The 20639-nt window shown below is 67.6% G+C and carries 19 protein-coding genes; 11 read left to right on the top strand and 8 right to left on the bottom strand.

The annotated features are described in order from the left end of the window. The first annotated feature begins 37 nt into the window (after positions 1–37). Entirely contained in the window at positions 38–904 is an 867-nt protein-coding gene (gene htpX / locus ACZK0Z_RS07380) for a protease HtpX (RefSeq protein WP_197620781.1), read from the top strand. A 689-nt stretch (positions 905–1593) separates the two neighbouring features. On the opposite strand, the gene ACZK0Z_RS07385 is transcribed toward htpX, so the two are convergent. Beyond that, the gene (locus ACZK0Z_RS07385) at positions 1594–2421 is read right to left on the bottom strand and encodes an inositol monophosphatase family protein (RefSeq protein WP_005417749.1); all 828 of its coding nucleotides are present in this window, start codon (positions 2419–2421) and stop codon (positions 1594–1596) included. Positions 2422–2541: 120 nt separating this feature from the next. Between ACZK0Z_RS07385 and ACZK0Z_RS07390 the strand changes: the two genes are divergently transcribed. Genes ACZK0Z_RS07390 through ACZK0Z_RS07400 form a run of 3 tightly spaced genes read left to right on the top strand, consistent with a single transcriptional unit; the run spans position 2542 to position 6414 of the window. Then, a complete protein-coding gene (locus ACZK0Z_RS07390; RefSeq protein WP_049426846.1) occupies positions 2542–3312 on the top strand; it encodes an RNA methyltransferase in 771 nt (256 codons plus the stop codon). Between the two features lie 46 nt (positions 3313–3358). Then, positions 3359–4291 carry a phosphate/phosphite/phosphonate ABC transporter substrate-binding protein gene (locus ACZK0Z_RS07395; RefSeq protein WP_049426845.1) on the top strand — a complete coding sequence of 311 codons (933 nt, stop codon included), beginning with the start codon at positions 3359–3361 and terminating at the stop codon, positions 4289–4291. After that, the gene (locus ACZK0Z_RS07400; protein WP_049426843.1) at positions 4288–6414 is read left to right on the top strand and encodes a putative bifunctional diguanylate cyclase/phosphodiesterase; all 2127 of its coding nucleotides are present in this window, start codon (positions 4288–4290) and stop codon (positions 6412–6414) included. The genes ACZK0Z_RS07395 and ACZK0Z_RS07400 overlap by 4 nt, the downstream gene beginning before the upstream one ends. A gap of 68 nt (positions 6415–6482) precedes the next feature. Here the strand turns inward: ACZK0Z_RS07400 and epmB are convergent, their stop codons facing one another. Next, positions 6483–7523, bottom strand: coding sequence for an EF-P beta-lysylation protein EpmB (gene epmB, locus ACZK0Z_RS07405; protein ID WP_197620323.1), 1041 nt, complete (start codon positions 7521–7523; stop codon positions 6483–6485). A 96-nt stretch (positions 7524–7619) separates the two neighbouring features. Between epmB and efp the strand changes: the two genes are divergently transcribed. The 5 genes from efp to ACZK0Z_RS07430 all read left to right on the top strand — a co-directional run bounded on the left by efp (position 7620) and on the right by ACZK0Z_RS07430 (position 11843). Beyond that, positions 7620–8186, top strand: a complete 567-nt coding sequence (efp, locus tag ACZK0Z_RS07410) for an elongation factor P (RefSeq protein ID WP_005410381.1) — start codon at positions 7620–7622, stop codon at positions 8184–8186. Positions 8187–8349: 163 nt separating this feature from the next. Then, positions 8350–9693, top strand: a complete 1344-nt coding sequence (locus tag ACZK0Z_RS07415) for a TRZ/ATZ family hydrolase (RefSeq protein WP_197632406.1) — start codon at positions 8350–8352, stop codon at positions 9691–9693. Positions 9694–9718: 25 nt separating this feature from the next. Further along, on the top strand, positions 9719–10435 hold the full coding sequence (ubiG, locus tag ACZK0Z_RS07420; RefSeq protein WP_049429626.1) for a bifunctional 2-polyprenyl-6-hydroxyphenol methylase/3-demethylubiquinol 3-O-methyltransferase UbiG: 717 nt from the start codon (positions 9719–9721) through the stop codon (positions 10433–10435). Further along, positions 10432–11127 carry a phosphoglycolate phosphatase gene (locus ACZK0Z_RS07425; RefSeq protein WP_049429625.1) on the top strand — a complete coding sequence of 232 codons (696 nt, stop codon included), beginning with the start codon at positions 10432–10434 and terminating at the stop codon, positions 11125–11127. Before ubiG ends, ACZK0Z_RS07425 begins: the two co-directional genes overlap by 4 nt. An 11-nt stretch (positions 11128–11138) precedes the next feature. Continuing rightward, positions 11139–11843 carry an isoprenoid biosynthesis enzyme family protein gene (locus tag ACZK0Z_RS07430; RefSeq protein ID WP_197632407.1) on the top strand — a complete coding sequence of 235 codons (705 nt, stop codon included), beginning with the start codon at positions 11139–11141 and terminating at the stop codon, positions 11841–11843. Between the two features lie 136 nt (positions 11844–11979). Here ACZK0Z_RS07430 and ACZK0Z_RS07435 read toward each other — a convergent pair whose 3' ends face one another. Genes ACZK0Z_RS07435 through yidD form a run of 3 tightly spaced genes read right to left on the bottom strand, consistent with a single transcriptional unit; the run spans position 11980 to position 14430 of the window. Next, entirely contained in the window at positions 11980–12828 is an 849-nt protein-coding gene (locus ACZK0Z_RS07435) for a M23 family metallopeptidase (protein ID WP_049429623.1), read from the bottom strand. Then, positions 12828–14174 (bottom strand): dihydroorotase, encoded by a 1347-nt coding sequence (locus ACZK0Z_RS07440; protein ID WP_049429622.1) that lies wholly within the window; start codon positions 14172–14174, stop codon positions 12828–12830. Before ACZK0Z_RS07440 ends, ACZK0Z_RS07435 begins: the two co-directional genes overlap by 1 nt. Position 14175: 1 nt before the next feature. Continuing rightward, on the bottom strand, positions 14176–14430 hold the full coding sequence (gene yidD, locus ACZK0Z_RS07445) for a membrane protein insertion efficiency factor YidD (protein ID WP_049429621.1): 255 nt from the start codon (positions 14428–14430) through the stop codon (positions 14176–14178). Between the two features lie 271 nt (positions 14431–14701). Between yidD and dksA the strand changes: the two genes are divergently transcribed. Beyond that, the gene (dksA, locus tag ACZK0Z_RS07450) at positions 14702–15916 is read left to right on the top strand and encodes an RNA polymerase-binding protein DksA (RefSeq protein WP_049429620.1); all 1215 of its coding nucleotides are present in this window, start codon (positions 14702–14704) and stop codon (positions 15914–15916) included. Positions 15917–16660: 744 nt separating this feature from the next. On the opposite strand, the gene ACZK0Z_RS07455 is transcribed toward dksA, so the two are convergent. The 3 genes from ACZK0Z_RS07455 to cysS are packed head-to-tail and all read right to left on the bottom strand — an operon-like array spanning position 16661 to position 19788. Continuing rightward, positions 16661–17908 carry an MFS transporter gene (locus ACZK0Z_RS07455; RefSeq protein WP_049435093.1) on the bottom strand — a complete coding sequence of 416 codons (1248 nt, stop codon included), beginning with the start codon at positions 17906–17908 and terminating at the stop codon, positions 16661–16663. Further along, on the bottom strand, positions 17905–18357 hold the full coding sequence (locus ACZK0Z_RS07460) for a SufE family protein (RefSeq protein ID WP_005410372.1): 453 nt from the start codon (positions 18355–18357) through the stop codon (positions 17905–17907). The genes ACZK0Z_RS07455 and ACZK0Z_RS07460 overlap by 4 nt, the downstream gene beginning before the upstream one ends. A gap of 54 nt (positions 18358–18411) precedes the next feature. Continuing rightward, entirely contained in the window at positions 18412–19788 is a 1377-nt protein-coding gene (gene cysS, locus ACZK0Z_RS07465; RefSeq protein ID WP_049429618.1) for a cysteine--tRNA ligase, read from the bottom strand. 188 nt (positions 19789–19976) lie between these two features. Here cysS and ACZK0Z_RS07470 point away from each other — a divergent pair, with 188 nt between their 5' ends. Further along, complete coding sequence (locus ACZK0Z_RS07470; RefSeq protein ID WP_049429628.1) at positions 19977–20540, top strand: glycine zipper 2TM domain-containing protein; 564 nt, start codon at positions 19977–19979, stop codon at positions 20538–20540. Positions 20541–20639 lie beyond the last annotated feature (99 nt).

Here is a 20639-nt window from a genome sequence, read left to right on the forward strand (position 1 = left end):
TTGACCGGTATCGCCCCCTTCCGAGCCGGATTTTCCCATGTTTACCCGCATTGCCCTGTTCCTGGCGACCAACTTCGCGGTCCTGATCCTCGCCAGCATCGTGATGTCGTTGCTGGGGGTCAGTTCGAACCAGATGAGTGGCCTGCTGGTCATGGCCGCGATCTTTGGTTTTGGTGGCTCGCTGATCTCGCTGCTGCTGTCCAAGTGGATGGCCAAGCGCTCCACCGGTGCGGTGGTGATCACCGAGCCGCGCAACCAGACCGAGCGCTGGCTGCTGGCCACGGTCGAGCGCCAGGCCAAGGCCGCCGGCATCGGCATGCCGGAAGTCGCTGTGTACGATGGCCCGGAGATCAACGCCTTCGCCACCGGCGCCAACCGCAACAACGCGCTGGTGGCGGTGTCCACCGGCCTGCTGCACAACATGAGCGAGGATGAGGCCGAAGCGGTGCTGGGCCACGAGATCGCCCACGTCGCCAACGGTGACATGATCACCATGGCGCTGCTGCAGGGTGTGCTGAACACCTTCGTGATCGTGCTGGCCCGCGTGGTCGGCGGCATCATCGACAGCGCGCTGTCGGGCAACCGCGAAGGCGGCGGCCGTGGCTTCGCCTACTTCATCATCGTGTTCGTGCTGGAGATGGTATTCGGCCTGTTCGCCACCATCATCGCGATGTGGTTCTCGCGCCACCGCGAGTTCCGCGCCGATGCAGGCGGTGCCTCGCTGGCTGGCCGCCAGAAGATGATCGCCGCGCTGGAGCGCCTGCAGTTGAACCACGGCCAGAGCACGCTGCCGACGCAGATCGCTGCATTCGGTATTGCCGGTTCGACCGCGAAGAAGCTGTTCATGAGCCATCCGCCGCTGGAAGAGCGCATTGCTGCGCTGCGGGCGTCGACGGTGGCGTAAGCCTCTGCTTTCAAGGTAGTGCAGGAACGCCCGGCCTCGCGCCGGGCGTTTTGTTTGCGGGAATGCATTGCTGATGCCGGGTCGCGCCCGGCGGATCGTTTTCGCGCCTGCGGAGGGGTGTCACTTTCTTTGCTCGTGCAAAGAAAGTAACCAAAGAAACACGCCGCCAGGGCGCGAGCCGATGCTGCGCATCGGTACCCTGCGCTCCTCGGCCCGTCGAGGGACGGTGCGGGAACTCGCTGCGCTCAGACACCCGCACCTCTTCGCCCTCGCCGGACCTGCGGTGCTCGGCTCGCTCAAGGCGGACCCAAAGGTCAAGATCCACAGCAGCACCCGGTTGATCCACGCCACGCGTGGATGCTGTTGATGTTGATCTTGACCTTCCAGTCCGCCTTGAGCGAGCCGAGCATCGCAGGGGAATCAGGGGCGAAGAGGCGCCGGTGTTTGAGCGTAGCGAGTTCGGCGCCGTCCCCTGATTCGCCGAGAAGCGCAGGGTACCGGCGCGTAGCGACGGCTCGCGGCTGGCGGAGCGTTTCTTTGGTTACTTTCTTTGCGCGCAAAGAAAGTGACACCCCTCCGCGGTCGCGGAAATGATCCCCGGGCATCGCCCGGTGCGTCGATGCGTGGGCGCACAAACGAAAACGGCACCCTCGCAGGTGCCGTTTCAGTGAACCCCGTTACGTGGACGCTCAGAACTTCGCGTCGAACTCGGCAGCGTAACCGGTGTTGACCAGCACCTTCTGCAACGACTCTGCCACCTTCAGGTTGCCGGCCACGATCTGGTGCGTCTCCGGGCCGCGGTTGTCCATGCGGCCCAGGGTGGCGCCCTTGAAGTCGCAGACCTTGCCGCCCGCTTCGCGGACCAGCAGCAGGCCGGCGGCGATGTCCCACGCCTTCACGCCGGCTTCGAAGTAGGCATCGGCACGGCCGCAGGCCACGTAGGCCAGGTCCAGCGCGGCCGAACCAGTGCGGCGGATGTCCTCGCCGTGCACCAGCAGGGCGTCGACCGCCTTCAGCTGGGCACTGGCGCGGCTGCGCTCGCGCGGGGCGAAGCCGGTGTGAATCATGGTGCCTTCCAGATCCTTGCGGTCGGCCACGCGGATGCGGCGGTCGTTCAGCACGGCACCGGCGCCGCGGCTGGCGGTGAACAGTTCATTGCGCAGCGGATCGAAGATGACCGCATCGGTCGGCTCGCCATTCTCGACCAGGGCGATCGACACGCAGTAGTGCGGCACGCCGCGCAGGTAGTTGCTGGTGCCATCCAGCGGGTCGATGACCCACATCTGGCGGCGCTCGCCCTGCACGCCACCTTCTTCACCGAAGATGCCGTAGTCCGGGTAGGCGCGCTTGAGTTCCTTGACGATGACCTTTTCCGCGTCCGCATCCACTTCGCTGGCATAGTCCATCCGGCCCTTCTGCACCACGTTCAGTGCCTCGAGCTTGTTGATGTTGCGCAACAGGACGTTGCCGGCGAGGCGGGCGGCCTTGACCATGACGGTGACGGCGGGTTTCTGCATGGCGTGGGCTCCCGGAAAGGCAGAAGAGATGGACTGGCGGGGGAAAAGAGCGGGTCCGGCGCAGTGGCCGGCCGCACAGTTTACCATTGGTCATCGTCCAGCTCGACCTTTTCCCTGTTCATGTCCCAGTTTCCTGCCGCAACCCGCCTCCGATTCGTCCTGGTCGGTACCCAGCACCCCGGCAACATGGGGGCTGCCGCCCGCGCCCTGAAGACCATGGGCCTGGCCCGCCTGGTGCTGGTCGCCCCCGAAAAGCCGCTCGACGAAGAGGCCTTCCGCCGCTCGGCCGGTGCCGAAGACGTGCTGGGGGACGCCCCGGTGGTGGCTACCCTGGCCGAGGCCGTGGCTGACTGTCGCCTGGTACTGGGCTGCACGGCCCGTGCCCGCCGCGTCCAGCTGGAGGAGTACCTGCCGGCCGATGCTGCCGCCCGTGCGGTGGCCAAGGCGGGCGAAGGTGCCGAGGTGGCACTGGTGTTCGGCCGCGAGCGCACCGGCCTGACCAACGAGGAGCTGCAGCTCTGCCACGCCGCAGTGCACATCCCGTCAGACCCGGAGTTCAGTTCGCTCAACCTGGCCGCCGCCGTGCAGGTGCTGGCCTATGAAACGCGCATGCAACTGCTTGGGGCGCAGCCGGTTGCAGAAACCGAACCCGGCTTCCGCGAACAGGCGGCCAGCCACGAGCAGATGGAGAGCTTCTTCGCCCAGCTGGGTGACACGCTGGACGAGATCGATTTCCACAAGGGCCGCGCCCCCGAGTCGGCGATGCGCAAGCTGCGCCGCCTGTTCCTGCGCAGCGAGCCCACCGAACAGGAAGTGCGCCTGCTGCGCGGCATCCTCGCCGACACCCAGCGCATGGCGCGACTGGCGCAGGCAGGCGGCAAGGACAGCTGACGACGTTCTCATTTTTTCGGGTAGTCTGTCTGGATACCCAGGGGGGATGAAGCCTGTGTCGGGTCTGCGAAAGGCAATGCAGGGGGGACTGCTGAGCCTGGCCATGGTCCTGCTGGCCGGGACGGTGCGTGCAGCACCGGACCCGGTGCTGGTGCTGGGCCGGATCAGCGATGACCCCAAGGCCCACTACGAGCAGCTGCAACCCCTACTGGACTACGTTGTGGCTCGCATGCATGACGTCGGCATCCAGGAGGGGCGGATACTGATGGCCCGCGACCCGCAGCAGATGGCCAGCTATCTGCGGCGGGGACGGGTCGACTGGGTCACGGAAACCTCCGGTACGGCAGTGGCGTTGGGCCAGCGCAGCGGCGCTCGCCCCCTGCTGCTGACCGAGCGCAACGGTGTGCGGGAGTACCAGACGGTGTTCTTCGTGCGCAGCGACAGTCCCATCCAGCGGGTGCAGGATCTGCGCGGCCATCGTCTGGCCCTGCAGAACACGGCCTCCACCAGCGCCTATCTGGTGCCGGTGATGACCCTGCTGAACCATGGCCTGTCGCCACAGATCCTGGCCGGGGTGTGGGACGTGCCAGGGCGTGACAGCGTGGGGTATGTGTTCGCGCGCAGCGAGTTGAACATCGCGACGTACGTGCACAAGGGGATGGCGGATGTGGGGGCGGTGAGCAGCGTGGACTGGAATGACGAGCGGCGGGTGCCGGCTGCATTCCGGCGCGATTTCCGCGAACTGCTGCGCACCGAACCATACCCGCGTGCGGTGGAGATGGTCCGCGCCGACCTCGATGCCCGGGTGCGCGATCGCCTGCAGGACGTCCTGCTGCAGGCAGCCAGCGACCCGCAGGCACAGGGCGCGTTGCATCGGTTTTTTGGCACTTCCGGGTTCCACCGTGTCGATGCGCATGCGCAGCAGCGGTTGGATGAATTGAAACAAGGATTGACGCGCGTGCGGATGGAAGTGGAATGAAGTGGCTCGGCTCGGGGATGCAGGCCCGGTTCCTGCTGGCGATGGGCGGAGCGATGGTCGTGGTGGTCGCGATCCTGGCGGTGCTGCTGGGGCGCCAGACGGCGATGCAGAGCGAGGTGCGCACCCTCAGCGGTGGCGTCATCCATGAATTGTTCGATCGCAGCGTGCGCAGCCGCGGCGAGGCGATGGCGCGCGAGTTGTCCGATGCGCTGGCCAACCCACTGTACTACCGCGACCTGGACCAGGTTGGCGTACTCGTGCGCAGCACCGCGCGACAGCCGGTGGTGCGTTATGTACTGGTGTTCGACGAGCGTGGCCGGCTGGTGCACGACGGATCGGTCGAGGTCTCGGGATTCGGCCAGCCGATGGCCGACCCCCTGGCGCCCAAGGCGGCGGCGGCGCAGGCATTGCTGGTGCAGGAATCGCCGAAGGTGCTGGACAACACGATGCCGATCATGGTCGGCAACCAGCGCATCGGCGGCGTCCGCGTCGGCATGGCGCTGGACGAGGTACAGCAACGCGAACAGGCGGCCAATGCCACCCTTGGCGAACGCCTGCAGCTGGTCGGCAGCCGCCACCTCGGATGGTTGCTGCTGATGCTGGGGTTGCTGGTGGTGATTGGCGTGGTGGTGATCATGTACGTGCAGCGCACGCTGGTCGCGCCGATCCGCGATCTGGCCGCAGCCGCGCGCCGCATCGAGGCGGGGGACTATCAGACACCGCTGGCCGAGAACACCCGTGACGACGAAGTGGGTGAGCTGGTGCGCGGCTTCGCCCGCATGCGCGATGCGATCGCCCGCCATGACCGTGAAGTGCGGCACATGGCCTACACCGATGCCTTGACCGGGCTGACCAACCGGCTGGCGTTCCGCGAAGCGCTGGACCATCGGCTGATGGCAGCGCGTGCCGCCAATCACCGGTTGGGACTGTTGTTCGCCGACATCGACGATTTCAAGCGGGTCAACGACACGCTTGGCCATGAGGCCGGTGACGAGGCGTTGCTGCAGTTCGCACAGCGCATCGGTCGCGCGGTCGCGGAAGCGGGCGGTGACGAGGCCCTGCTGGCCCGCTTCGGTGGCGATGAATTCGTGATTCTGGTCGGCGACGGTGACGTGGCCGCCAACGCGCGGCTGCTGGCCGAGGTGCTGGTGCGTGAGCTGGGCAGGCCACTGGTGGTGCAGGGCCGGGAGCTGTTCCTCGGTACCTCGATCGGCGTGACCCTGTTCCCCGATGATGCGGCCGACGCGACGACGCTGCTGAAGAACGGCGACATCGCGATGTACCAGGCGAAGATGGCGGGCAAGAACTGCTACCGCTACTACAGCCGGGCGATGGACCATGCGGTCGAGCGTCGCGTGCACATGGAGCAGGAGCTGCGCGGGGCCTGGGAGCGCGGCGAACTGCGCCTGGCCTACCAGCCGATCTTCCGCATGCGCGACCGTCGCATGGTCGGCGTCGAAGTGCTGCTGCGCTGGCAGCATCCGACGCTGGGCACGATTCCGCCGTCGGTGTTCATCGAAGTGGCCGAGCAGAGCGGGCTGATCGAGATCATCGGCCCGAAGGTGCTGCGTGCGGCCTGCATGGAGGCCTCGCAATGGCCACGTGGCGTGGCGGGCGACGACCTGTTCGTATCGGTCAACGTGTCACCGCGGCAGCTGCGCGGCGGCGAACTGCCGGCGCTGGTCGCGCAATGCCTGCATGAATCCGGGCTGCCAGCGTCGCGCCTGCATCTGGAGCTGACCGAAACCGCCGTGATCGGCGACGAGATGGTTGCCGCGCAGCTGCTGGACAAGCTGCACCGCACCGGCGTGAAGGTCTGGCTGGATGATTTCGGGACCGGCTTCTCCGGGCTCAGTCATCTGCGCCAGGTACCCGTGGACGGCGTGAAGATCGACAAGAGTTTCGTGGCCGACATGCAGCGTGATCCCGACGACCTCGCATTGACCACGGCGATCATCGCCATGGCCCACGCGCTGGGCATCACCGTGGTGGCAGAGGGCATCGAGCAGCAGGCGCAGTTCGAGCTGCTGGCGCAGCGCGGCTGCGATCTGGGACAGGGTTACTGGCTGAGCCACCCGGTCACCGCCACCGAAGTGGTACGGATGATCGAGTCGGGCCTCTGACCTGCTGCCGTTGTCCTGGGGTCAGATCCCTTATCCGCAGGAAAAGGGATCTGATCCCGCCCCCGGATTTACAGCGGGCGCTTGCTCGGGTCGCCCGGCAGCTCGCGCACCAGTTTCGGAATCAGGTAACCGGACAGGCGCGTGGTCAACCCGGCAATCAGTGCCTTGGCCTGGGTGTCATCCACTTCAAAGTGGGCCACGCCTTCGACCCGGTCCAGCTGGTGCAGGTAGTAGGGCAGCACGCCGGCAGCGAAGCTGCGCTCGCTCAGGTCCTGCAGCGCCTGCACGCTGTCGTTGACTCCGCGCAGCAGCACCGCCTGGTTCAGCAGTTGGGCGCCGGTGCCGCGCAGGCGCGCCATCGCGGCGTCCACGCTGGCGTCGAATTCGTTGGCGTGGTTGGCGTGGACCACGATGGCCAGCGGCCACGGCAGGCCGCCCAGCCAGGCCAGCAGCTCCTCGTCCACGCGTTCGGGCAGCACGATCGGCAGGCGGCTGTGGATGCGCAGGCGGCGGATGTGCGGGATCGCGCGCAGTGCGTCGGTCAGCTCGACCAGCTTGTGCGTGGCCAGAGACAGTGGATCGCCGCCGGACAGGATCACCTCGTCGATGTCCGGGTCGGCGGCGATGGCGGCTACGGCCTCCTGCCAGCCACCCCTGGCGGCGTTCTCCGCGCCATAGTCGAAGTGGCGGCGGAAGCAGTAGCGGCAGTTGATCGCGCAGCTGCCGGTGGCGACAAGCAGGGCGCGGCCACGGTACTTCTGGATGACGCCGGTGGCCTTCTTGGCCGCGCCATCGCCCACCGCATCGAAGCTGAACCCGGGCGCGGGACGCATTTCCTCGTCGATCGGCAGCACCTGCCGCAGCAGCGGATCGGCCGGATCACCCTTGCGCATGCGGGCCACGAACCCCTCCGGCACGCGCAGCGCGAACTGGGCCATGGCCGCGTCCGAGACGCCCAGCGCGGCCGGGTCCAGCTGCAGCCGGGCCAGCAGGGCCTGTGGGTCGCGCAGTGCCTGGCGCCAGAGCTGCTGCCAGCGCGCGGGCGCGCCTGGCGACTGGGGCCGGGGGAAGGCGGAAAGCTGCATGGAGAGGGGGCCTGCGGTTATCATGGGGGCAGAAAAACAGTCGCCCACCGGCATCCGGTGGGCTTTCCATTCTAACGGCTCGCCGCACCCGCGGTGTTTCTGCCACTCAGGAGTTTACGCATGGCCAGCTACGGCATGAACGACGTCAAGAACGGGATGAAGATCCTGGTCAACAACCAACCGGCCGTCATCATCGACACCGAATACGTCAAGCCGGGCAAGGGCCAGGCCTTCACCCGCGTGAAGTACCGCCTGATCAAGGACGGCCGTACCCAGGAAGTGACCATGAAGTCGACCGACTCGCTGGATGCAGCCGACGTCGTCGACACCGACATGAACTTCATGTACAGCGATGGCGAGTACTGGCACTTCATGGATCCGGAATCCTTCGAGCAGGTCCAGGCCACCAAGGCCGGCATGGGCGGCGCCGAGAAGTGGCTGAAGGGCGAAGAGTCCTGCGTGGTCACCCTGTGGAACGGTGAGCCGATCTTCGTGCAGCCGCCGAACTTCGTCGAACTGAAGATCACCGAGACCGATCCGGGCGTCCGTGGCGACACCTCGGGCGGCGGCGGCAAGCCGGCCACCCTGGAAACCGGCGCCGTGGTCCGCGTGCCGCTGTTCGTCAACCAGGACGAAGTGATCCGCGTCGACACCCGTTCGGGCGAGTACTCCGCACGCGTCAAGTAATCCGGCGCAGCCGGATTACCTGTAGAGCCGAGCCATGCTCGGCTTTCCGGGCACAACCCGGAACCCGTTGCTGGCGCCCATGGCGCCGCAGCGGACAGCCGCCGGGCATGGCCCGGCGCTACCGCCTCCCGCCAGGCCCTTCTCCAATAGCCAGTGAGCCCGCATGAGCTATAGCCCGCACCTCCCCGAAGCCTGCGACCTGCTCATCGAAGCCGGTTATGTCGTTCCGATCGAGCCGCATGCGGTGGTGCTGGAAGACCATGCCGTGGCCGTGCGTGGCAGCGAGATCGTCGCCATCCTGCCGCGTGCCGAGGCGCGTGCGCGCTTCCGTGCCGCGCAGGTGGTCAGCCGCCCCGAGGCGGCGCTGATGCCGGGCCTGGTCAACGCGCACACGCACAATCCGATGACCCTGCTGCGCGGCGTCGCCGACGACCTGCCACTGATGACCTGGCTGCAGCAGCACATCTGGCCGGTGGAAGCGGCGGTGATCGGCCCCGAATTCGTCGCCGACGGCACCACCCTGGCCATCGCCGAGATGCTGCGCGGCGGCACCACCTGCGCCAACGAGAACTACTTCTTCGGCGACGTGCAGGCCGCGGTCTACAAGAAGCATGGTTTCCGCGCGCTGGTCGGCGCGGTCATCATCGATTTCCCCACCGCCTGGGCCAAGACCGACGACGAGTACTTCGCCAAGGCCGGTGAACTGCATGACCAGTGGCGCACCGATCCGCTGATCGGCACCGCGTTCGCGCCGCACGCGCCGTACACCGTAAACGACGCCAATTTCGAGCGGGTGCGTATGCTGTCCGACCAGCTCGACATGCAGGTCCACCTGCACACCCACGAGACCGCGCAGGAAATCACCGATTCGATCAAGCTGCACGGCCAGCGCCCGCTGGCGCGGCTGGATCGGCTCGGGCTGGTCAACGACCGCCTGATCGCGGTGCACATGACCCAGCTGACCGACGCGGAAATCCACCTGTGCGCCGAACGCGGCGTCAGCGTGGTGCACTGCCCGGAATCGAACCTGAAGCTGGCCTCCGGTTTCTGCCCGGCCTGCGCCCTGCAGCGCGCCGGCGTGAACCTGGCCATCGGCACCGACGGCTGCGCCAGCAACAACGACCTGGACATGTTCAGCGAGAACCGCACTGCGGCGATCCTGGCCAAGGCCGTGGCCGACGACGCCACCGCGCTGGATGCAGCCACCACGCTGCGTGCCTCCACGCTGGGTGGCGCCCGCGCGCTGGGCTTCGGCGACCGCATCGGTTCGATCGAGGTCGGCAAGCAGGCCGACCTGGTCTGCGTCGACCTGTCCGCGCTGGAAACCCAGCCGCTGCACAACGTGCTGTCGCAGCTGGTGTACGCCACCGGCCGCCAGCAGGTCAGCGATGTCTGGATTGCCGGCAAGCCGAAGCTGGTGCAGCGCGAGCTGGTCGGCATGGACCTGCCGGGCATCATCGCCAACGCGCGCCAGTGGCGCGAGCGTATCCGTCATATCCGCGCCTGAACCCTGGCGCTGCAAGGACTTCCCCATGACTGCCCCCCACGCTTCCTCCAATTTCGATCAGGCCGAGCTGGACAAGTTCGCCGCGCTGGCCAACCGCTGGTGGGACGCTGACGGCCCGCAGAAGCCGCTGCATGCGCTGAACCCGGTGCGGCTGAAGTACGTGGCCGACCGCGTGCCGCTGCGCGGTGCGCGCGTGCTGGACATCGGCTGCGGTGGCGGCCTGCTGAGCGAGGCGCTGGCGCAGTCCGGTGCCGACGTCACCGCCATCGACCTGGCCCCGGAACTGGTCAAGGTCGCGCGCCTGCACGCGCTGGAAAGCGGTGCCAAGGTCGATTATCGCGTCCAGGCCGCCGAGGACCTGGCTGCCGAGCAGCCGGGCAGTTTCGATGTGGTCACCTGCATGGAAATGCTCGAGCACGTGCCGGATCCGGGCGCGATCATCGAAGCCTGCAAGCGCCTGCTGAAGCCGGGCGGTCACCTGTTCCTGTCGACCATCAACCGCACCGCTGCTGCCTTCGCGGTGGCGATTGTCGGCGCCGAGTACGTGGCGCGGCTGCTGCCCAAGGGCACACATCACTACCAGGAATTCATCAAGCCGGCCGAGCTGGCGCGCTGGCTGCGCGAGGCCGACATGCAGCTGGTGGATGTCAGCGGCATGGCCTACGAGCCGTGGCGCAACCACGCCCGCCTGAGCAGCCGCACCGACATCAACTACCTGGCCTACGCGGTCAAGCCGGCATGACCTCCCCCGGTTTCCCGCGTGCGGTGCTGTTCGACCTGGACGGCACGCTGCTGGACAGTGCACCGGACTTCGTTGCCACCTGCGATGCGATGCTGGCCGAGCGTGGCCGTGCACCGATCGATCCGGCGTTGTTGCGCCCGGTGGTGTCGAAGGGCTCGCGTGCGATGGTCTCGGCAGCCTTCCCCGAACTGGACACGGCGGCGCGTGATGCGCTGATTCCGGAGTTTCTGCAGCGCTACGAGCGGTTGATCGGCCAGCACGCGGTATTGTTCGATGGCGTTGCAGACATGCTTGCTGCACTGGATGCCGCCGGCACAGTGTGGGGCATCGTCACCAACAAGCCGGAGTACCTGGCGCGGCTGATCGTGCCGCAGTACGGCTGGCAGCAACGCTGTGCGGTGCTGGTGGGCGGCGACAGCCTGGCCGAGCGCAAGCCGCATCCGCTGCCCCTGCTGCACGCCGCGCAGGCGATTGCCGTTGCCGCCGAAGACTGCGTGTACGTGGGCGACGACGAGCGCGACATCATCGCCGCACGCGCTGCCGCCATGCCGTCGGTGGCGGCGCTGTGGGGCTACCGCCTGCACAGCGACGACCCCCTGGCCTGGCAGGCCGACGTGCTGGTCGAGAACGCCGGACTTCTGCAACTGGCCAGCCTCTGGCCGACCCGGCCGGCAACCCCGGCCCAGCCGTAAGGAATGACGTAGTGAGCAGTACCGCGCTGGACAGTTTCCTCGACAAGTGGCGCAGCCGCTGGCCGGAATGGTCGGTGGCCGCCCCGTTCGTGGCCGAATCGCAACGCGAGCTTGCAGTTGCGTGGTTCGCGCTGCTGCAGGAATTCGACGACATGCTCAACACCAGTGGCGACCCGCTGCCAGCCGATGCCAAGCTGGCATGGTGGGGCGAGGAGCTGCGCAGCTGGGCTGCGTACCGGTCGCGTCATCCGTTGGGGCGCCTGCTGGAGCCGGTGCGTGCGCCGTGGGCGCAGCTGGCCGAGGCTCTGCCGGATCTGGTTGAAGCGCGTACCGTCGCGCTGGACGCCGCCAGTGCCGAGCGTGCGCTGGCCAACTACGCTGAAGCCGTGGCTGCGGTCGAGGCGGCGTTGTTCGCGGACAAGCCGCGCACCGGTGCCGGCCGTGCGGTGCAGCTGCAGACCCTGGCCCAGCGCCTGCAGGATGCCGGCGTGGCCGGTGTACCGCGCAGCCTGCTGGATGAGGATTCCAGCACCGCTGCGCAGCGCTGGGCGCAGTACCTGCTGAAGGGGTGGGGCAGCCGCGTACCCGGTCCGCGCCCGCGCCGCGTGTGGTCCAGCCTGGCGCGCGCACGCGTGGCCGCGCAGGCCGCAGGCAAGCCGATCGAAGCCACCCCGGTGCGCACGCTGTTGCGCGTGTGGTGGGCAGCGCGCGGCTGATTGATTCTGGTGGGTGCGGACCTTGATCCGCATGCTGTCTGTAGAGCCGAGCCCATGCTCGGCTCATCTCTGCGCGACAGCCGAGCGTGGGCTCGGCTCTACAACAGCGGCTCACTACCGTACCGGGCGATGGGCGTTACTTCCGCTCCAGCACCAGCAGCGGGTCGATACGGGTGTCGAACCAGTTCATGCCCCAGTGCAGGTGCGGGCCGGTGGCGCGGCCGGTGGCGCCGACCGCCGCAATCAACTGGCCCTGCTCGACGCGATCCCCGACCTTCACGTCGATGCGCGACAGGTGCAGGAAGTTGGAACTGACGCCGAAACCGTGGTCGAGCAGCAGCGTGCCGCCGGTCAGGTACAGGTCCGGGCCGGCGAAGGTGACGATGCCGGCGGCCGGTGCCTTCACCGGGGTGCCGGTGGGCACCGCGATGTCCATGCCGGAATGACCGGCGCCGGGTTGGCCGTTGTAGACGCGCGCATTGCCGAAGCGACCGCTGATGCGGCCCTGCACTGGCCAGATGAAGGTCTGGGTGAAGTCGGTACGGTCGTCATCGCGGGCGCGTGCGGCGGTCACCTGCGCCTGTTCGCGCTTGATCCGCTCGGCAATTGCCGGCGGCGGATTGACCGTCTTCGGCGGCACGCCGTTGACCCGCTCGGTCGGCCAGTCACGCGGCGTCACCGCGATGGTCACGGTTTCGCTGCCACCGTCGGCGCGCTGCACCTGCACGCGCAACGGACCCTTCTCGTCGCGGCCGATGCCGAACACCACGCTGCCATAGCCGCTCACCCGCAGCTGGCGGCCAGCGTACTGGACGCGGCTGCCAGCGGGAACTTTGCCGATCACCAGCGCGCCCTGCGACGCGCTGGCCGGAAACACCACGCGGCTGTCGATCAGGCTGCCGATGCCATCCTGCGCGTTGGCCGAAGATGTGCAGAGCAGGGGCGCAGCCAGGAGCAGCGCCCCGGTCAGGAGAGCCGCGCGCATCAGCGGTCGTAGGTCATGCGCTGGCCGGCCGGCTCGCCGACCAGTTTGCTGCCGTCCCACACCAGCTGGCCGTTGACCCAGGTGGCGGCGACGCGCGAACGGAAGGTCGTGCCTTCAAACGGCGACCAGCCACACTTGGACAGCACGTCCTCGCGCTTGACCGTGAACGGCACGTCCTCCACCAGCACCAGGTCGGCGAAGTAGCCTTCGCGCAGGAAGCCGCGCTCTTCCACGTCGAACAGCTGTGCCGGCGCGTGTGCGAATTTCTGCACCACCTGCTCGCGGGTCAGCTTGCCTTCGTGCACGCGCTCCAGCGCGGCCACCAGTGCGTACTGCACCAGCGGCAGGCCCGACGGCGCCTGCGCGTACGGCTTCTGCTTCTCTTCCCAGGTGTGCGGCGCGTGGTCGGTGGCCAGCACGTCCAGCACGTCGTCGGCCAGCGCGGCGGTGATCGCCTCGCGGTCGGACACTTCCTTGATCGCCGGGTTGCACTTGATCAGGTTGCCCTTGGTCGCGTAATCCGGGCGCGCGAAGTGCAGGAAGTGCACGCAGGTTTCGGCAGTGATCTGCTTGCGACTGCCGTCGGCGCGGATCAGCGGGCCCTTCTCGAACAGTGCCAGCTCGTCAGCGGTGGAGATGTGCAGCACGTGCAGGCGGGTACCGTGCTTGCGTGCCAGCGACATCGCCAGCCGGGTGGACTTGATGCAGGCTTCGCGCGAACGGATGTCCGGGTGCATGTCCGGCGTCAGGGCGTCACCGTACTTTTCCTGGAAGGCCTTCAGGTTGGCATCGATCATCGGCGTGTCTTCGCAGTGCGTGATGATCGGGGTCGGGCATTCGCGGAAGATCGCGTCCAGGGTTTCCGGGTTGTCCACCAGCATGTTGCCGGTGGAGGCGCCCATGAACACCTTCACGCCCGGGGCCTTCTTCGGGTCCAGTGCACGGATCGCTTCGAGGTTGTCATTGCTGGCGCCGTGGTAGAAGCCGTAGTTGGCCCAGGCGCGGCCGCGTGCCAGTTCGTACTTGGCTTCCAGGATGGTCGAATCCAGCGTCGGCGGGTTGGTGTTGGGCATGTCCATGAAGCTGGTCAGGCCGCCGGCCACGGCCGCCGCCGATTCGCTGGCGATGTCGCCCTTGTGGGTCAGGCCCGGCTCGCGGAAATGCACCTGGTCGTCGATCATGCCGGGCAGCAGCCAGCGCCCGGCGGCGTCCACCACCTGCTCGCCGTCGCGCGGCGTGAGCCCGCTGCCGATCTGCGCGATGCGGCCGTTCTCGATGCGCAGGTCGCCGTCGAAGGTGCGGCCTTCGTTGACCATCCGGGCGTTGGTGATGAGGGTGGAGGACATGTCAGTGTTTTCCTGTGCAACGGCAAGAGGGGGCGTGGGTGGATTCGGGCACCGGGTCGAAGCCGCCGGGATGGAACGGATGGCAGCGGCCCAGCCGGCGCGCAGCCAGCCAGCTGCCGCGCAGCGGGCCGTGTCGGGAGATGGCGTCCATCGCGTATTCAGAACAGCTCGGCACGAAACGGCAACGCGGCCCCAGCAGGGGGCTGATGAAGCGCTTGTAGAAGCGCAGCAGGGAAATGAGCAGGCGCGAGATCACCCAGTCATCTTATGCCAGTTGGCATGAAGGCCGCATTTGTGCAGGATGGGCCGTTGGTCGCATGTCGCCGATGGCCTGCGACCGGTACCAGCACCCGCGGGTGCTGGCCAGGTTCCGTACCGCGCAAGGCGGTCCGTGTTCGTCGGACTGCCCCTTGGGCACCTTGACTCCAGGACTGAATGGAGCAGGGTGCCGAGGTTGCTGCTGCGGGTCGGGTAGGCTATAAAGGCCCGCTTTCCCGGGCCCCGGGGAATCCAAGGAAGAGCGTTTCGTGGCTGCTAAAAAAACTGCAAAGAAGGCCGCAACGGCCGCCAAGAAAACCGCCAAGCCTGTTGTGAAGAAGTTGGCGGCAAAGCCCGTTGCCAAGAAACCGGCGAGCAAGCCGGCGACCAAGGCAGCGTCCTCGCAACCGGCGGCCAGGAAGGCCACCGCAAAGAAAACGCCGGTCAAGGCAACCAAGCCGGTGGCGAAGAAGGCCGCTGCGCCTGCCAAGGCCAAGCCTGCCGCTGCCAGCAAGAAGGCGCCGGTGGTGAAGAAGGCCGCCAGCAAGGCCGCGCCGGTCAAGAAGGCCGCCGCCAAGCCGGTGGCGAAGAAGGCAGCAGCCAAGCCGGCGCCGAAGGCTGCGGTCAAGCCGGTTGCCAAGCCCGTAGCAAAGAAGGTCGCTGCGGCTAAACCGGTCGCCACGCCTGCCGCTGTAAAGAAGGTTGCCAAGAATGTTGCCGCGCCGGCCGCGAAGCCGACCCCGGCCCCAGTAGTGAAGTCCGCACCGAAGCCTGCTGCCAAGCCGGCTCCGGCCAAGCCTGTCCCGGCCAAGACCGTGGCAGTGGCAGCAGCCCAACCGGCCTCAAAGCCGGCCCCGGCCGCCGCTCCTGCCGCTTCGAAGGCCCCGCAATCCAAGAATCCCGTGCCCGTTTCGAAATCGCCTGCCAAAACCGCCGTGAAATCCGATTCCGCCCCGAAGACCGTGTCGCGCCCTGTCGGCAAGGTTGCCGTGGCCGTCGCCGCCCGCTCGGCTGCACCGGCCCCGCGCAGCAAGTACAAGGTGGTCGAATACAAGACCGACGAGGCCACTGGCCGCCCGATCCTGCCGGCTGGCTACAAGCCGTCCTCGGAAGAGGAATACATGAGCTCGCTGCAGCAGGAATACTTCCGCCAGCGCCTGCAGAACTGGCGTGCGGACCTGGTGGAAGAGTCCAAGCAGACCATCGAGAACCTGCGCGAGGAAGTGCGTGACATCGGCGATGAAGCCGAGCGTGCGACCCGCGAGACCGAGAACTCGCTGGAACTGCGTACCCGCGACCGCTACCGCAAGCTGATCGGCAAGATCGACAGCACCCTCAAGCGCCTGGAAGCGGGCGACTACGGCTACTGCGTCGACACCGGCGAAGAAATCGGCCTGGAGCGCCTGGAGGCGCGCCTGACCGCCGAGCGCACCATCGACGCCCAGGAGCGTTGGGAGCACCTGCAGAAGCAGCAGGGCGACTGATTCCGGTTCGTTGTGATGTCATGCGAAAAGCCCGGCTTCGGCCGGGTTTTTTGTTGGGTTCGGGTTGGCTGCGAAGAGCAGCGCCTTCCGGGTATCGGGGTGAGCCTGCGGGTGGGGCCGGGCAGGACACGCTGCAAGTACATCCCTGTAAGCTCGGCCGCGGCATCCATGCCGCGGACGGTCCTGCCCGGACCCACCCGCAGGCTCTTGACGGTTTCCTGCGTGCGCGGTTGCTGTAGAGCTGAGCCCATGCTCGGCTCGGGCCGAAGCCGGAGGGCAAGGAAGAGCAAAAGAAAAAGCAAAAGCAAAAGCAGCCAAGCATGGCTTGGCTCTACCAGAAGCGGTCATGCGTGCGCTCGCGGCTGTTAGGTCCGCCTTGTAGCGAGCCGAGCACCGCAGGGGAATCAGGGGCGAAGAGGCGGCTCTATCCTGTAGAGCCGACTGCTAGTCGGCTGGCTCTCCGCGCCGTCCCCTGATTCGCCGAGGAGCGCAGGGCACCAGTGCGCAGCACCGGCTCGCGGATGGCGGCGCGTTTCTTTGGTGACTTTCTTGATGGCGCACATCCATGTGCGCCACCCTGCGGGCCGGCTGCGCCGTTCCGCGCTGCTCCTGCAGCACGGTGCGCGCGCAAAGAAAGTGACACCCCGCCGCGGTCGCGGAAGAAGCCCGCCGGGCGCGGCCCGGCGCAACCGCTGCGTGGGCGCACGGAAATGCGCAGCCGAGCATGGGCTCGGCTCTACAGGTTCACTGCAGGTCGCGAAGATTCAGTTTCCGCAGCGTCGGGTTCTTCCACGCGGTGATCCCGGCCACGCTCAGCACCGCGAACCCGCCCAGCACCACCGCCGGCACCAGGCCGAGCAGCTTCGCCATCGTGCCGGCATAGAACGCGCCCAGTTCGTTGGACGAACTGATGAAGATGCCGTTGATCGACGATACCCGCCCGCGCATTTCCTCCGGCGTGGCCAGCTGCAGGATGGTCGAGCGGATCACCACCGACACGCCATCGAACGCCCCGTAGAACAGCAGGATCAGCGCCGACAGCCAGAAGTGCTGCGACAGCCCGAAGCTGATCACGCACAGGCCGAACCCGGCCACCGCGAACAGCAGCACGCGGCCGGCATTGCGGTGCAGCGGGTGGCGCGCCAGCCACAGGCCAACGCACACCGAACCCAGCGCCGGCATCGCGCGCAGGATGCCCAGGCCTTCCGGGCCGTGGTGCAGGATTTCGTGCAGGAAGGCCGGCAGCATCGCCACAACGCCGCCCAGAAGCACCGAGAACATGTCCAGCGCCATCGCGCCGACCATGATCCGGTTGCCGACCACGAAGCGCGCGCCTTCGGCGATGCTCTTGAAGATCGGCGCGGCCGGACCGGTGTGCACTGGCTCTTCCACTTTCAGCATGGCCAGGCAGGCCATCGCCACCAGTGCGAAGGCAGTCGCCACGGCATAGGACAGGCCCTTGCCGCCGAAGCCGACCAGTACGCCGCCCAGCGCCGGGCCGGCGACCATGCCGGCCTGGAACACCACGGCGCCGAGCCCGGCGCCGCGTGCGAACTGGTCGCGGGCCAGCACGCGGGCGAACAGCGCGTTGTAGATGGGCGAGAGGAACGCACGGACCATGCCGGTCAGCGCAATGGCCGCATAGATCGGCCACACGCCTTCAAACGGCAGCCACCCGGTGGCAACGCCGGTCAGCACCAGCGCCGTGGCGATCAGCCCGGAACAGGCGACCATGCCCAGCCGGCGGCGCGGCAGGTGGTCGACCAGATAGCCGGCGAACGGCGCCACGCAGAAGAACGGCAGCACCTCGGCCAAGCCGACCAGGCCCAGCGAGAACGGATTGCGGGTGACTTCGTAGATGTGCCAGCCGACGGTGACTGCCACCACCTGGTAGGACAGCATCGCGAAGATGCGGTAGGCCAGCAGCTTGGCGAAACCGGGCCGGGACAGCAGGCCCAGCGCGGTGTCTTCGGCTGTGGCAGGCTCGCTCACGACGGATCGCGCTGCAGCTGGGCCTGCGCGGTCTCGCGGATGAAGGCCAGCATCGCCGCCACGCCGTTGCTGCGGGTGGGGGAGAGGTGGCGGGCCAGCCCGATGTCCTGGATGTAGCTGGGCTCGGTATCCAGGATTTCCTGTGCCGAGCGCCCGGAGTACACGCGCAGGGCCAGGAAGATCAGTCCGGAGACGATGGCCGAGTCGCTGATGGCGTGGAAGCGCAGCGACTGCGCGTTGCCTTCCGGCACGATCCAGACCATCGACTGGCAGCCCAGCAGGCGGTGCTCTTCGGTCTTCCACTCGTCCGGGAAGGCGGGCAGCTTGCGGCCGAGGTCGATCAGGTACTGGTAGCGCTCGGACCAGTCGCCGAAGAAGCCGAATTCCTCGGCGATGGCGGTCTGGGCCTCGGCGGCGGTGGGTTCAAGCGGGAACGGGGAGTCGGTCACAACAGTCTCTACGGTGGGGGCGTGGCCGGCGGACCGGCCACGGGGCAGGGCAGGTCAGCCGCGCTTGCGCGACCAGCGAACGCCCTGCGGGGTGTCATCCAGCACGATGCCTTCGGCGGCCAGCTGGTCGCGGATGGCGTCGGCACGGGCGAAGTCACGCGCCTTCTTGGCCGCAGCGCGCTCGTCGATCAGGCCCTGGATGCGGGCATCGTCGCCGTCATCGCCGGCGGCGGTACCGAACCACTGCGCCGGATCGGCCTGCAGCAGGCCCAGCGCCAGGCCGGCGCCGAGCAGCTCGCCCTTCAGGCGCGCCTGTTCGGCCTTGTCGGTGGCACGACGCGCCTCGGCGGCGATGCGGGCCACTTCGGCCAGCGCCTGCGGGGTGTTCAGGTCGTCATCCAGGGTCGCCTCGACGCTGGCCGGGATCACCGCGCTGGCTTCGATCGACGCCAGTTCGCGCAGGGTGCCGTACAGGCGGTCCAGGGTGCGCACCGACTGCTCGATCAGGCCATCGGACCAGTCCAGCGGCTGCCGGTAATGGGCCGACAGCAGCGCCAGGCGCAGGGCCTCCGGCGGATGCTGGCGCACCAGGTCATGCACGCGCTCGATGTTGCCCAGCGACTTGCTCATCTTGGCGCCGCCGAAGTTGAGCATGCCGTTGTGCAGCCAATAGCGAGCGAAGATCCTGCCGCCATGGGCGCATTCGCTCTGCGCGATTTCGTTCTCGTGGTGCGGGAACTGCAGGTCGACGCCGCCGGCATGGATGTCGATGGTCTCGCCCAGATGGGCGGCGGCCATCGCCGAGCATTCGATGTGCCAGCCCGGGCGCCCACGGCCCCACGGCGATTCCCAGCCGGGCAGGTCGTCGGTGGAGGGCTTCCACAGCACGAAATCGCCGGGATCGCGCTTGTAGGGGGCGACATCGACACGGGCGCCGGCCAGCATCTCTTCCGGGTCGCGGCGTGACAGCTTGCCGTAGCCGTCGAAACTGGCCACCGCGAACAGCACGTGGCCCTCGGCGGCATAGGCATGGCCGTTGGCGATCAGCTGCTCGATCATGGTGATGATCTGCGGCATGTGTGCGGTCACTTCCGGTTCGATGTCCGGCGGCACCACGCCCAGCGCGGCCATGTCTTCACGGTAGGCGGCGGCGAACTTGTCGGTGATGGTGCTGATCGGCACCCCCTGCTCGCGCGCGGCGGTGTTGATCTTGTCGTCCACGTCGGTGATGTTGCGGGCGTAGCGCAGTGTGCCGAAACGCCGCCGCAGCAGGTCGGCCAGCACCCCGAACACCACCGGGCCGCGGGCGTTGCCGATGTGCACGTAGTTGTAGACCGTGGGGCCACACACATACAGGGTCGGACAGGCCGGATCGAGCGGGGTGAACGGTTCGAGCTGGCGAGTCAGGTTGTTGTGCAGGCGCAGGGTCATGGGGCTGTGGCTGGGGGACAAGCCTGTGATTTTAGAACGTGTCGGCCCCCTTTGGGGACGCCGATTGCCACCGGTGGACGCCGGCTCCACCCAAGGTGGGGTGGGCAGGAGCGGCGTGGACGGGTAATGTTCAGCCCCTTGCGCTCGTCACTGCCTACACTATTGCCGTGTCCTTGCTCCCGTCGCCACTGAAATCCACCGCGTTGCTGACCCTGGCCTGCCTGTCGGCGACGGCCGCCGTGGCCCAGGCGCAGGAGGCCGAGCCGCGCAACCGGGTGGTGATCGTCGAGAACGTGAAGTTCGACTATGCGCAGGTGCTGAACGTCGAGCCGGTGTTCCAGACCCTGCGCGCAACCCGCACCGAGGAGCATTGCGAGCCGATCTCGACCCGTACCCTGGCCCCGGTCAACGTGACCGGTGAAGAGCCGGTCGAGGACAAGGGCCGGATCAGCCGCTTCTGGGACTCAGTGCGCTCGATGTTCAAGCGCAGTGACGAGGAGATCCCCGAGGAGGCCGCGACGGAGACGCCGGCTCCGGCGCCAGCCAACAACGGTCCGATGCTGACCCGCGACTGCCGCATCGTGCCGGTCGGGCGTGAATTCCGCCGGCCGATCGCCTATGACGTGGATTACGTCTACAAGGGCACCAAGTACCGCTCGCGGCTGCCGGAAGACCCCGGCAACCGGCTGAAGATCCGTGTCTCGATCACCCCCTGGGTGGGCCCCGAGCAGGGTGCCGCCGGCAATCCCTGATTCCGTGGCCCCAGCCCCTTGCGCCGGCCCCGGCCGCATGCAAAGATTGTCGGCCATGAAGCTCACCGACTTCCAGCACGACAGCAGCGCAGCCCGACA

This window comes from Stenotrophomonas sp. 116085_Sma, assembly GCF_056479585.1.